Below are 12,165 nucleotides of genomic sequence, written 5' to 3'. Positions count from 1 at the left end.
TGCTCCTTTTGACGCCCGAGACGCGCCAAATTGGGGGAGTTCACCATGTCGACCATTGCCGCGGCCCCGGCCGCCGAGCGCAAGCCGCTTTACGCCTCACTGTTCGTCCAGGTCCTGGCCGCGCTGGCGCTTGGTGTCATCCTGGGAATGGCCGTTCCGGACTTCGCGATCGGGCTCAAGATCCTCAGCGACGCCTTCCTGAAGCTGATCTCGATGATCGTGGCGCCGATCGTGTTCTGTGTCGTCGTCCACGGCATTGCCGGCGCCGGCGACCTCAAGAAGGTCGGCCGGGTCGGCGTCAAGGCGCTGGTCTATTTCGAGGTCATGACGACGGTCGCCCTCGTGGTCGGCTTGCTGCTCGCCTACCTGTTCGGCCCCGGCCACGGCATGAACATCGATCCGTCGACGTTAGATGCGAAGGCGCTCAACACCTACGCCGACAACGCCCACAAGCTGTCCGGCGGCGGCATCGGCGCCTTTCTGATGAACGTGATCCCGACCACCTCCTTCGATGCGCTGTCGCGCAATGACGTGCTCCAGGTGCTGTTCTTCGCGGTGCTGTTCGGCGTCGGTCTTGCGCTCGTCGGCGGCGAGAAGGGCGCGCTCGTCACCTCCATCATCGACGCAGCCTCCACCGTGCTGTTCCGCGTCATGGGGCTTATCGTCCGTGTCGCTCCACTCGGCGTGCTCGGCGCAGTCGCCTACACCGTCGGCAAATACGGCGTCGGCTCGCTGAAGCAGCTCGTCTCACTGGTGATGCTGTTCTACGTCTCGGTCGGCATCTTCGTGCTTGGCGTGCTCGGGGGCGTGATGGCGCTTGCCGGAATCAACATCCTCAAATTCCTCGCCTACCTGCGCGAGGAGCTCACCATCGTGCTCGCAACGGCGTCCTCCGACGCGGTGCTGCCCCAGATCATGAAGAAGCTGGAGCGCATGGGCGTGAAGGATTCCGTGGTCGGCCTCGTGATCCCGACCGGCTATTCGTTCAACCTCGATGCCTTCTCGATCTACCTCACACTTGCCGTCGTGTTCATCGCGCAAGCGACCAACACGCCGCTGTCGTTCGGCGATCTCCTCCTGGTGCTCGGCGTTTCGCTGATCACCTCAAAGGGCGCACACGGCGTGCCGGGCTCCGCCATCGTGATCCTGGCCGCGACGCTCAACGCGGTGCCGAGCATTCCGGCGATCGGCCTCGTGCTGGTGCTCTCGGTCGACTGGTTCATCGGCATGGCCCGCGCGCTCGGCAACCTCGTCGGCAACTGCGTGGCGACGGTGGTGGTGGCGGCCTGGGAAGGCGACCTCGACCGCGCCAAGGCGGCTAAGGTGCTCGAAGGCGGCGAGATGGTGGACGTAACGGCGGGCTAGCGCTCGCGGATCAATCGTTCCACTGGAGGAGCGGCGTTCCATACGCCCTCCTCCAAACGGACAGGAAGCGTGGAAACCAGGAGTGAGCTACGGCGCCCTTGTAAGCCCAGGTGCGATATTTCAGACCATGCTCCGAGATCAATTCCTGATAACCGCCATGGACCTCGGTCGCGGTCCGGATGTCCTTCAATATTCCCTGGGCGCAGGCCCGATAGGTGTCGCCTCCCGAGAATTCATCATAGTCCAGCATGCGATCGGCAAATTCGACGTTGAAGGTCGGCCAGGACGAACGCCCCTGATAGGCGGGGGCCGCGATCTTGTGGATCATCTTGTTCCGGGGATTATCCGCGGACACCAGGAAATGGAACGTGCTGGGGATGCGGAAACGCGGCTCGGCGATGATCAGATCCGTCGTGGCCGCGAACAGCGCGCGCTCGCTTGCCTCGCTCATATCCCAAAATCCGCGATGCACGCTGACGAAGTCCAGGGCGACCGATGACACCGGCGAGCCCGCCGGACCATCCAGAGAGTGCCTGATATAGCCGCCCTTGCCGAACAGGCGGAGCAGGTCCCTCTTGTAGTGCCCGAGGTCGTGCCCGAGCAGCCGCATCAGCTCATTCTCGTCGACGACCCCGAGCTCCACGCCCCATACGAACGTCGTGTAGACGCAGGCGTTGGTGACGAAACGCCTGCGCTCGGCACGCGTGTCCGTCGCCGCGGAGCGCGGCGCGCGGGCGTCGCAGAGCAAATGCCTGACACCGTCGTCGTCGAACGGCTCCAGCTCACGCGCGAGCTGAAGGATCGCGCGCTTCAGGTCGCCGCCGTATTCGGCCAGCAGCAAGCGGCCGGCATGCGCGCATTGTGACATCGCCAGATAGGACGACGCTCTCTCCTCGGCAGAGATCATCTGCCGCAGGCCGGCCAGAATGCCGAGCAGCGTGTCCGACGGGCGCGAGAAATAGTTCACGCCGAGATACCGTGCGTGTCCCGCCGGGACGATGGTCGTCGTGACGACGTTGGCTCGAACCGCCTCCAGCAACAGACGGACGCTCTTTTCGAGCAGACGCGCCCGCCGCACCGCGTCCTGCGCATCCATGATGGTCTCGGGGTCGAGGACGTCAGGATAGAACCAGGCGAAGTCGCGCGGATAATAGGCGGATGCGTGCGGCGCTCCCGTGACGAGAAAGGACTCGGTCACCGAGAAGGCGCTGTCCATCGAGTGCCGGTAAAGATCCTCGATGGCCGACAACGAAGGATGCGACTTTCTCAGGAATCGATCACCGAGAAAATTGACGGCCTGAAGAGCGTTGGCGGCAAAGGTCGCGGCCATACCCTGGTAAAACCGATTTCCGCGATGTGACGGCAAGGAAATATCGCTGTTCATGTGCGCCTGGTGTCTCGGGATCCCGGCGATGGCCGGCCACCGTTCCAAGCGTGACTGATTCGTGTCTCGTCCCGATGACGTGCGGGCTCCCAATAGTCACTTCGCGCCGGCGCGATCCTCCCGCGGCCTGAAATTCTCGATCACCCTGAGCAGCACCCGGGCGCCGGCGTCGGCGTCGGCGAGCTCGACATGCTCGTCCGGGTGATGGCTGACGCCGCCACGGCAGCGGACGAAAATCATGCCGACATCGGCGATGTCAATCATGGCCATGCCGTCGTGCCCGGCCCCGCTCGGCAGGTCGAACACGGAAACGCCTTCCGCGGCGATCGCCTGCGCGATCTGGTCTTTCAGCCAGGGCGCGCAGGGTGCGGTGCGGTTCTCATGGGTGACATCGAGCTGGAGCGCCAGCTGCCGGCGCTTAGCGATCGCCTCGATCTGCCTGACGACGTCGGCGACCGCGCGCTTGCGGTGCATGTCGGTCGGCGCGCGCATGTCGATCGTGAAGGACACCTCGCCCGGGATGACATTGGTCGCGCCGGGCCTCGCCTGGATGTAGCCGACGGTGCCGACCAGGCCGCCCTCGTCGGTCCGGCAGAACTGCTCGATCGCGCCGATGCATTCGGCCGCGCCGGTGAGCGCGTCACGGCGCAGCGCCATCGGCACGGTGCCGGCGTGACCGGCCATGCCGTTCAGCCGCGCGGCCAGCCGTGTCGCGCCCGCAATCGCGGTGACAACGCCGACGGGCAGGTTCTGTGCTTCCAGCACCGGACCCTGCTCGATGTGCAATTCGAGATAGGCCAACAACTCGCGCCGGGCCCGCGCGGCCGCGCCGACATGGTCCGGGTCGAGGCCAAACTTGACGAGCGCATCGCGCATCGACACGCCGTCGCGATCGCGCGTGTTCAGGACGCTCTCGTCGAAAGTGCCGGCCACCGCACGGCTGCCGAGCAGCGTTGAGGCGAAACGTACCCCCTCCTCGTCGGCAAAGCCAATGACCTCGATCGCGAACGGCAGGCGCTTGCCGCGGCGGTTGAGATCGGCGACGCAGGCGATGGCCGTGATCACACCCAGCGGCCCGTCCCATTTGCCGGCGTCGCGCACGGTGTCGTAGTGCGAGCCGAGCATCAGGCAGGGCGCCCCCGGCCGCTCGCCCTCATAGCGGCCGCAGACATTGCCGATCGCATCGAGATGCGCGCTCATGCCGGCCTCACGCATCCAGCCGAGGATGAGATCCGCAGCGGCGCGCAGCTCCTTGCTGAGATAGATGCGGGTGAGCTTGTCGGTCTCTTCCGAAATCGCGCCGAGCACGTTGATGCGGCGAACGATCTCCTCGCCGAGCGATGCATCTTGAACGGCGGTAGCAGCACCCATCTCGGTCGAGCTTTCCATCTTCTGGGACCGCGGCGGCGGCGGCCTGGCGGCGATCGATACAAGTTCGGTGCCAGCAAAATAATGCGGCCGGCGCCGTCCCCAATCAGCGCGTGGTTAGCATGAATGCGCCTCGCCGGCAGACTGCCCGACGCCAGTCATGCACATGCGAGAGCTGGTTAAGGCTGCTCAACTCCACTGCATACAATAGAACAATATTGCCCATAAATTGACCTGCTATTTTCCTCAGCGGGATTCCATCAAGATATATATCCTTTATTTTCAATAGTTTGTATCGTTATGCACACTTCATAGCCTCTGGCACAAAGCTTGCGACAACTTATCCCGGCTCCGCCAAACCGGCGGTGGCCGCGAGATCAAGGCGGGGCATCCGCCAAGGGGAGCAAGCAATGGATATTGGCAGGATTTCACGACGTCGTTTGTTGCAGGGCGGCGCCGCCCTCACCCTCGGCGCGGCGGCGGGCGCCCGCCCGGCCTTCGCGGCCGACACCACCATCGGCTTCATCTATGTCGGCTCGCGCGACGACTACGGCTACAACCAGGCGCATGCCCAGGGCGCGGCAGCGCTTAAGAAGATTCCCGGCCTCAAGGTCGTCGAGGAAGAGAAGGTGCCGGAGACCGACGCGGTCGAGAAGACGATCGAGTCCATGATCAATCTCGATGGCGCCACCCTGCTCTTCCCGACCTCGTTCGGCTACTACAATCCGCACATGATCAAGATGGCCAACAAGTTCCCGAAGCTGCGCTTCGAGCACTGCGGCGGCCTCTGGACCGACAAGGACCCGAAGAACGCCGGCAGCTATTTCGGCTATATCGACGAAGCCCAGTACATCTCCGGCATCGTCGCCGGCTACACCTCCAAGAGCGGCAAGCTCGGCTTCGTCGCCGCAAAGCCGATCCCGCAGGTGCTGCGCAACATCAATGCCTTCGCGCTCGGCGCAAAGCTCGCCAATCCCAAGGCGACGACGCAGGTGATCTTCACCGGTGACTGGTCTATGCCGGTCAAGGAAGCCGAAGCCACCAACAGCCTGATCGACCAGGGCGTGGACGTCCTCACCTGCCACGTCGACGGGCCGAAGACGATGGTCGAGAACGCGGCGCGCCGCGGCGCCTTCGTCTGCGGCTATCACACCAACCAGTCGCCGCTCGCGCCGAAGGCGTATCTCACCGGCGCCGAGTGGAATTGGGAAGCGCTCTATCCGAAATTCGTCAAGATGATCGCCGCCGGCGAGAGCATCCCGAACTTCTATCGCGGCGGCCTCAAGGAAGAGATCGTCAAGACCTCGCCCTATGGCGAAGCCGTCTCCGCCGAGGCGCGCAAGCATGCCGACGACATCAAGGCCAAGTTCCTGTCGGCGGAAGGATACGCGATCTTCAAGGGAGGGCTCGTCGACAACAAGGGCAAGACGATGATCCCTGCCGGCACCGATCGCGGCCAGAAGGATCCCGAACTGGAGAAGATGGACTATCTCGTCGAAGGCGTGATCGGAGCGACTTCGTGACCACGGAAGCGGCGGATTCCGCCGAGGCGGCCGGGACAATTGCCCCGGCCGCCGATCCGGGATTCCTCCAGCGCCACGGCGCGACAATCGAGTACATCCTGATCCCGGGCGCGGCGCTCGCCGGCGCGCTCGTGGTCTTCGGCATTTTCGTCGCGATGTTCGGCAAGAACCCGCTCGACCTCTTTTTCTACATGTACTACGGCGCCTTCGGCACCTGGTTCTCCTGGCAGAACACGCTGACGCGTGCTGCGCCGCTGATCCTCACCGCGCTCTGCACCGCGCTGCCCGCGCAGCTCGGCATGGTCATCATCGGCGGGGAAGGCGCGCTGCTGATCGGCGCGCTGTCCGCGACGAGTGCTGCGCTCGCACTCCAAGGCATGCCGCCGCTCGTCGTGCAGATCGCCATGGTCATCGCCGGCGTAATCGGTGGCGGTCTGTGGATCATGCTATCTGGCGCGCTGCGGCAGTACCGCGGCGTCAACGAGACCATCTCGAGCCTGCTGCTCGTCTACATCGCGCTCGCGATCCTCAACCATCTCGTCGAGGGGTTGATGCGCGATCCCGCCAGCCTCAACAAGCCGTCGACCCGCGAGATCGGTGCCGCCAACATGATCGGCTCCATCCCCGGCACCGACGTGCATTGGGGTCTCGTCTTCGGCCTGATCGCGGCGATCGCCGCCTACATCCTGATCTATCACACCGTGTTCGGCTTCGCTGCGCGGGTCGCCGGCGGCAACATCCGCGCCGCGAAGATCGTCGGCCTCGGCGTCAGCAAGCTGATCCTGACCGTTTGCTTCCTCGCCGGCGGCGCCGCAGGCCTTGCCGGCATGGTCGAGGTCGCGGCCGTGCAGGGGCGCACCAACGCCAATCTCGCGGCTGGCTACGGCTTTACCGGCATTCTCGTTGCGTTCCTGGCGCGGCAAAATCCGCTCGCCGTCATCCCCGTCGCGATCCTGCTCGGCGGCATCAGCGCCAGCGGCGGCCTGTTGCAGCGCCGCCTGGGGCTGCCCGACGCCTCCGTGCTGGTGCTCCAGGGCATCATCTTCGTCTTCGTGCTGGCCAGCGATGCGCTCTACGGCCGCATCGGATTCTTGAAGGGAAGATCCTGAGATGGCAGACGGATCGATCGGACTCTGGACCGTCCCGCTCGCCGTGCTCGGCGGAGCCATTCGCGTCTCCACGCCTTTCCTGTTCGTGAGCCTGGGCGAATGCATCACGGAGCGCTCAGGCCGCATCAATCTCGGCCTCGAAGGCACGCTGGTGATGGGCGCGATGAGCGCCTACGGCATCTCCTATCTCTCGGGATCACCATGGTTGGGTGTGCTCGCCGCCGGCATCACCGGGGCGCTTCTCGGCGCACTGCATGCCGGCATCTGCTCGCTGCCGCGCGTCAACGACGTCGCGGTCGGCATCGCCCTGATGCTGTTCGGCACCGGGCTTGCCTTCTATCTCGGCAAGCCGCTGATCGAGCCCACCGCACCGCGGTTGCCCGCGATCGATTTCGGCTGGTGGAGCGACATCCCGCAGGTCCGCGCGGCGCTACGCGTCAATGTCCTGTTCCTGATCGGCGTCGCGCTCGCGCCGATCCTTTACTGGGCCTTCCGGACCACACGTTGGGGCCTTCTCATTCGCACCGCCGGCGAAAGCTCTGACGCTGCACGCGCCATGGGCCATTCCGTGCTGCTGATCCGCCTGCGTGCCACCATGGTCGGCGGCTTCCTCGCCGGCATCGGCGGCTCGTTCCTGTCGCTGTTCTATCCCGGAAGCTGGAACGAGGGCCTGTCCTCCGGGCAGGGCATCACCGCGGTCGCGCTTGTCATCTTCGCGCGCTGGGATCCCCTGCTCTGCCTGTGGGCCTCGCTCGCCTTTGGCGGCGCCGCGGCGCTGGGACCGGCACTGCAATCGGTCGGCGTCACCTCAGGCTATCACCTCTTCAACGCCGCGCCCTACATCCTGACGCTGGCGATCATGATCATCACCTGCTCGCCCAAACGCACGCTGACCGGCGCGCCCGCCGAACTCTCGATCACACGGTAACACGCGACACGCAACGAGGTCGTCCATGCCCGAGCGCTACATCAAGTCCGAGCCCTATGCCTGGCCCTATAACGGTGACCTCCGTCCCGAGAACACGGCGCTGATCATCATCGACATGCAGACCGATTTCTGCGGCGTCGGCGGCTACGTCGACAAGATGGGCTATGACATCTCGCTGACGCGGGCGCCGATCGAGCCGATCAAGAAGCTGCTCGCGGCGATGCGCGCCCAAGGCTTTCACATCATCCATACCCGCGAGGGCCATCGTCCCGATCTCTCCGACCTGCCCGCCAACAAGCGCTGGCGCTCGCGGCAGATCGGCGCCGGCATTGGCGACCCCGGACCCTGCGGACGTATCCTGGTGCGCGGCGAGCCCGGCTGGGACATCACCGAGGAGCTTAGCCCCCTGCCGGGCGAGCCCATCATCGACAAGCCTGGCAAGGGCTCGTTCTGCGCCACCGACCTGGAGTTGATCCTGCGCGTGCGCGGCATCGAGAACATCGTGCTGACGGGCATCACCACCGACGTCTGTGTCCACACCACCATGCGCGAGGCCAACGACCGCGGCTTCGAATGTGTCCTGCTGCACGATTGCTGCGGCGCCACGGACAAGAGCAATCACGATCATGCGCTGAAGATGATCAAGATGCAGGGCGGCGTATTCGGCGCGGTCTCGACCTCCGAGGCCTTCATAGGAGCGATTTCGTGATCATCGGCGAAACGCCTCCGCCCTCAGGCGCGTTCGGCGTCGACGCCATCGCCATGACCATGCGCTTCGGCGATTTCCTGGCGCTCGACAATGTCGAGCTGAAGGTGCGGCCGGGGTCATTCCATGCGCTGCTCGGCGAGAATGGCGCCGGCAAGTCGACGCTCGTCAAGTGCATCATGGGCTATTACCACGCAACCGAGGGCGACATCATCGTCGGCGGCCGCGAGCAGGCGATCGCCAACCCGAAAGACGCTCACGCCCTCGGCCTCGGAATGGTCTACCAGCACTTCACGCTGGTGCCGGCCATGACGGTCGCCGAAAACCTCGTTCTGGCACGTGACAATGTGCCGGCCGTGGTGGACTGGTCGAAGGAGATGAAGCAGCTCGAGGCCTTTCTGGCGCGGATGCCCTTCAAGGTGCCGCTCTCCGCAAGAGTCTCCGACATCTCGGCCGGCGAACGGCAGAAATGCGAGATCCTGAAACAGCTCTATCTGAAGCGCCGCTTCCTGATCCTGGACGAGCCCACCTCGGTGCTGACGCCGGCGGAGGCGGACGAGGTGCTCGGCATGCTCCGCGACATGGTCGTCAAAGGCGAGCTGACGATCCTGATGATCACGCACAAGTTCCGCGAGGTCATGGCCTTTGCCGACGAGGTCACGATCCTGCGCCGCGGCAAGCTCGCCGGAGCCGGCAAGGTTGCCGAGCTGACGCCGGACGCGATGGCGCGCACCATGATCGGCGCCGAGGAGCTGACGGTGCAGCCGCCGCGCACCGGCGAAGCCGGCCAGGCGCGGCTGGAGCTGGAAAAAATTCGCGCGCTCGACGACGCCGGCGCCATTGCCGTCCATGACGTTTCCCTCACCGTGCGCGCCGGCGAGATCGTCGGCATCGCCGGCGTCTCCGGCAACGGCCAGCGCCAGCTCGTCGAGGTGCTGGCCGGCCAGCGCGAGGCCGAGAGCGGCGAGGTCCGCGTCGCCGGCGATCCCTATCACGCCAGCCGCGAGGAAATGCGGCGCCACAAGATGTCGCTGCTGCCCGAGGAGCCGCTGAAGAACGCCTGTGTCGGCGGCATGAGCGTCGCCGACAACATCGCCTTCCGCGAGTTCGACCGCGCACCGTTCGCCAGCGGCGGCTGGTGGCTCAATCGCAGCGCCTTCCGCAACGACGCCATGAAGAAGATCGGGCAGTACAAGATCAAGACTCGAACGCCCGATACGCCGATCTCGGCGCTCTCGGGCGGCAATGTCCAGCGCGCCGTGCTGGCCCGCGAGCTCGGCGGCGACGTCGAGGTGCTGATTGCCGCCAATCCCTGCTTCGGTCTCGACTTCGCGGCGGTGGCGCAGATCCACGCCGAGATCATGGCGGCCCGCAACCGCGGCGCGGCGGTGCTGCTCGTCAGCGAAGACCTCGATGAACTGCTCGAACTGTCCGATCGCCTCGTGGTAATGTTCCACGGCGAGTTCGTGTATGAAGCACGAACCAGCGAAGCCGATCTCACCGTGGTCGGCCGGCACATGGCGGGACACTGACTGCGGAGGACCGATGGACGGCGCACGCGACGAGCACTTTCTGCGTCTGTCCTTTGCGGTCGCCCGCCGTTCCCTCACCCATGGCAACCATCCCTTCGGCTGCGTCGTCGTCGGTGCGGACGGCAAGGTGCTGATCGAGACCGAGAACGGCTACATGCCCGATTGCGACGGCACTGCGCATGCCGAGCGCCTCGCGGCCACGCAGGCCTGCCGCACGCTCAGTCGCGAGGTGCTCGCAAAGGCCACGCTCTACTCCTCGGCAGAACCTTGTGCGATGTGCGCCGGGGCGATCTACTGGGCCGGCATCGGCCGCGTCGTCTACGGCCTCAGCGAGCACCGCCTGCGCGGCGTCACCGGCAACCACCCGGAGAACCCGACCCTCGATCTGCCCTGCCGCACGGTCTTTGCCAGCGGCCAGCGACCGACGGAAGTCGTCGGGCCGCTGCTGGAGGACGAGGCCGAGGTGCTGCACGACGGCGTGTGGACGAAGTAGCCGCCACCACAAACTCGGAAGCGTAGGGTGGGCAAAGGCGCTCTTGCGCCGTGCCCACCATTTGAATGCAATCGAAGCAGAAGTGGTGGGCACGCTTCGCTTTGCCCACCCTACGGCAGCGTCTTCCCGTAAATACAAATGGCGCCGCACGGGTCATGCGCGGCGCCATCGTTGCAGCTTGGAGTCTTCAGCCGATTAGAACTTCACAGTGATGCCACCGTAGACCGTCGATTCGGTGCAGCTCTTGGTGCTCTGGCCGGTCGCGGCGACCGTGCAGACACCCGCCATGGCGTTGTGGTCGAGACCGAACTTGTTCTGCCAGTAGCGGTAGGCAACCCAGAGGTCGACGAAGTGCGAGTACTTGTCACCCCAGACCGCCTTCGAGGCATCGAAGGTCAGGCGGATCGGTTCGCTGTTCAGCTCGGTCTTGGACTTGGTGCTGAAGATGCCGGTGCCAGACAGCGCGGGAAGGCCGTTCGAGTCGCCCTTCGGTCCGTACCAGCCAGCGCGGCCGCTGATCGACCAGAATTGCATGTTGGGCGGCAGGAAGCCGAGGTCCATGTAGTAGTTGATCTCGACGGCCCAGGTCGGGTTGTAGCTGACATTGCCGTCCGAGTTACACGTCACGCCCGCAACGCCCGGTCCGAACAGGCCGCACTGGGTGAAGGCGTTGTGGTTCGAGAACTCCCAGTACATCAACGGAGCGACGTTGATGTAGCCCTTGTAGGGAAGGTCGAAGGCGAACTGGAGACCGGCGACGACGTCGCGCTTGGCGGGCGCGAGGAAGGTGTTCTCGGTGTTGGCGTCCATGCCGACTTCGAACGAGATGTTGTGCAGCGGCCCCATGGTGAAGGCCTTTGTGTTGAAGATCTCGTTCCAGCCGAAGGTCGAGCGGAACAGGCCATAGATCTCGGTCGCACCCGCGCAGTCGCTGGCGGTGCCGCCGATGTTCACGCCGGGCGCGACGCAAGGGCTGGCGGGGTCATTGTGACCCGACTTGAACATCGAGATGGTGAAGAAGTTGGTGCCGTAGGCCCAGAGGTCGAAGTGGGTGAAGGAGTAGACCTGCTTGGCTGTGGTGCCGTTGATGCTGCCGTCGGGGCGAACACTCCACATGCCGGGGTCGGTGCCCTTGGGCATCCAGGAGAACGTGACGCGGTTGTCGATCACCAGGAAGAACGGGAGGTCGGCCGGCTTCTTGGCAGCCTTGACCGGCAGATCCGCCGCCTGGGCCAGGCCAGAGGTAGCGAGCGTAGCAAGTGACAGCGCGGCGGCTGCAATTGCCTTGAAGCGAAACGACATCCTGAATACCCCCAAGTTTGGACACGTAAAAATGAACGTCCCTTGGGTGCGACACTTGCGCCGATCTCCCGGGGTGAGAAGCCTCAACTTTTTTCAAGGCATGCCGCTTGTTTCGGCAGCCGGTGGCTCTTCTCCGCGGAGTTTTGAGGATTCTTGTGCGCTCCCACCTGCCTGCATGCGGCAAGGCAAGGCGGGCCATTGCCGAACATTCCCGTTTGATTTTGTTCGCCTTTCATGTCGGAGCGAAAGGGCAGACATGATGATCGGCGGCCGTCGTCACGTCGGTCCGCAAATGCATACGCGTGGTGGCGCGACTTTGCTCAACTTCAGGTCAAGCCTGCACAGCCGGTTCCGATTTGGCTTGAACCGTCACAAATTTGCAACAGACGTCACGCGCAAGCCGCGCCCGCAAGGACAGTCCTGAGGCGCTGGAGCACGATCCGCGCACGGCGAGA

The 12,165-nt window shown here is 64.7% G+C and carries 10 protein-coding genes; 7 read left to right on the top strand and 3 right to left on the bottom strand.

Going from position 1 to position 12,165, the window contains the following annotated elements:
* Positions 1-45 precede the first annotated feature (45 nt).
* Positions 46-1,365, top strand: coding sequence for a dicarboxylate/amino acid:cation symporter (locus WN73_RS06925; protein ID WP_028174415.1), 1,320 nt, complete (start codon positions 46-48; stop codon positions 1,363-1,365).
* Positions 1,366-1,375: 10 nt separating this feature from the next.
* Here the strand turns inward: WN73_RS06925 and WN73_RS06920 are convergent, their stop codons facing one another.
* Together WN73_RS06920 and WN73_RS06915 are read right to left on the bottom strand one after the other, a co-directional pair.
* Positions 1,376-2,749, bottom strand: a complete 1,374-nt coding sequence (locus tag WN73_RS06920; RefSeq protein WP_271552149.1) for a hypothetical protein — start codon at positions 2,747-2,749, stop codon at positions 1,376-1,378.
* Positions 2,750-2,845: 96 nt separating this feature from the next.
* The gene (locus WN73_RS06915; protein ID WP_039186028.1) at positions 2,846-4,120 is read right to left on the bottom strand and encodes an allantoate amidohydrolase; all 1,275 of its coding nucleotides are present in this window, start codon (positions 4,118-4,120) and stop codon (positions 2,846-2,848) included.
* A gap of 407 nt (positions 4,121-4,527) precedes the next feature.
* Here WN73_RS06915 and WN73_RS06910 point away from each other — a divergent pair, with 407 nt between their 5' ends.
* Genes WN73_RS06910 through WN73_RS06885 form a run of 6 tightly spaced genes read left to right on the top strand, consistent with a single transcriptional unit; the run spans position 4,528 to position 10,408 of the window.
* Positions 4,528-5,640 carry a BMP family ABC transporter substrate-binding protein gene (locus tag WN73_RS06910; protein ID WP_182872229.1) on the top strand — a complete coding sequence of 371 codons (1,113 nt, stop codon included), beginning with the start codon at positions 4,528-4,530 and terminating at the stop codon, positions 5,638-5,640.
* On the top strand, positions 5,637-6,749 hold the full coding sequence (locus WN73_RS06905) for an ABC transporter permease (RefSeq protein WP_182872230.1): 1,113 nt from the start codon (positions 5,637-5,639) through the stop codon (positions 6,747-6,749). Before WN73_RS06910 ends, WN73_RS06905 begins: the two co-directional genes overlap by 4 nt.
* A gap of 1 nt (position 6,750) precedes the next feature.
* On the top strand, positions 6,751-7,677 hold the full coding sequence (locus WN73_RS06900; RefSeq protein WP_011088891.1) for an ABC transporter permease: 927 nt from the start codon (positions 6,751-6,753) through the stop codon (positions 7,675-7,677).
* A 25-nt stretch (positions 7,678-7,702) separates the two neighbouring features.
* Positions 7,703-8,386, top strand: coding sequence for a biuret amidohydrolase (biuH, locus tag WN73_RS06895; protein ID WP_182872231.1), 684 nt, complete (start codon positions 7,703-7,705; stop codon positions 8,384-8,386).
* Entirely contained in the window at positions 8,383-9,915 is a 1,533-nt protein-coding gene (locus tag WN73_RS06890; protein WP_182872232.1) for an ABC transporter ATP-binding protein, read from the top strand. Before biuH ends, WN73_RS06890 begins: the two co-directional genes overlap by 4 nt.
* 13 nt (positions 9,916-9,928) lie before the next feature.
* Entirely contained in the window at positions 9,929-10,408 is a 480-nt protein-coding gene (locus tag WN73_RS06885) for a nucleoside deaminase (protein ID WP_110116803.1), read from the top strand.
* Between the two features lie 195 nt (positions 10,409-10,603).
* On the opposite strand, the gene WN73_RS06880 is transcribed toward WN73_RS06885, so the two are convergent.
* The gene (locus WN73_RS06880) at positions 10,604-11,710 is read right to left on the bottom strand and encodes a hypothetical protein (RefSeq protein WP_097532429.1); all 1,107 of its coding nucleotides are present in this window, start codon (positions 11,708-11,710) and stop codon (positions 10,604-10,606) included.
* Between the last annotated feature and the right edge of the window lie 455 nt (positions 11,711-12,165).

It is taken from the genome of Bradyrhizobium sp. CCBAU 45394, assembly GCF_028128655.1.
Lineage (GTDB): Bacteria > Pseudomonadota > Alphaproteobacteria > Rhizobiales > Xanthobacteraceae > Bradyrhizobium > Bradyrhizobium diazoefficiens.
The sequence above is the reverse complement of the archived record's forward strand: the minus strand, read 5'-3'. Positions and strand labels throughout refer to the sequence as shown.

Excerpts from the sequence above, each read along its gene's own strand:
- WN73_RS06925 (WP_028174415.1), top strand. The coding sequence starts at position 46 with ATGTCGACCATTGCCGCGGCCCCGGCCGCCGAGCGCAAGCCGCTTTAC.
- WN73_RS06920 (WP_271552149.1), bottom strand. The coding sequence starts at position 2,749 with ATGAACAGCGATATTTCCTTGCCGTCACATCGCGGAAATCGGTTTTAC.
- WN73_RS06915 (WP_039186028.1), bottom strand. The coding sequence starts at position 4,120 with ATGGGTGCTGCTACCGCCGTTCAAGATGCATCGCTCGGCGAGGAGATC.
- WN73_RS06910 (WP_182872229.1), top strand. The coding sequence starts at position 4,528 with ATGGATATTGGCAGGATTTCACGACGTCGTTTGTTGCAGGGCGGCGCC.
- WN73_RS06900 (WP_011088891.1), top strand. The coding sequence starts at position 6,751 with ATGGCAGACGGATCGATCGGACTCTGGACCGTCCCGCTCGCCGTGCTC.
- biuH (WP_182872231.1), top strand. The coding sequence starts at position 7,703 with ATGCCCGAGCGCTACATCAAGTCCGAGCCCTATGCCTGGCCCTATAAC.
- WN73_RS06885 (WP_110116803.1), top strand. The coding sequence starts at position 9,929 with ATGGACGGCGCACGCGACGAGCACTTTCTGCGTCTGTCCTTTGCGGTC.
- WN73_RS06880 (WP_097532429.1), bottom strand. The coding sequence starts at position 11,710 with ATGTCGTTTCGCTTCAAGGCAATTGCAGCCGCCGCGCTGTCACTTGCT.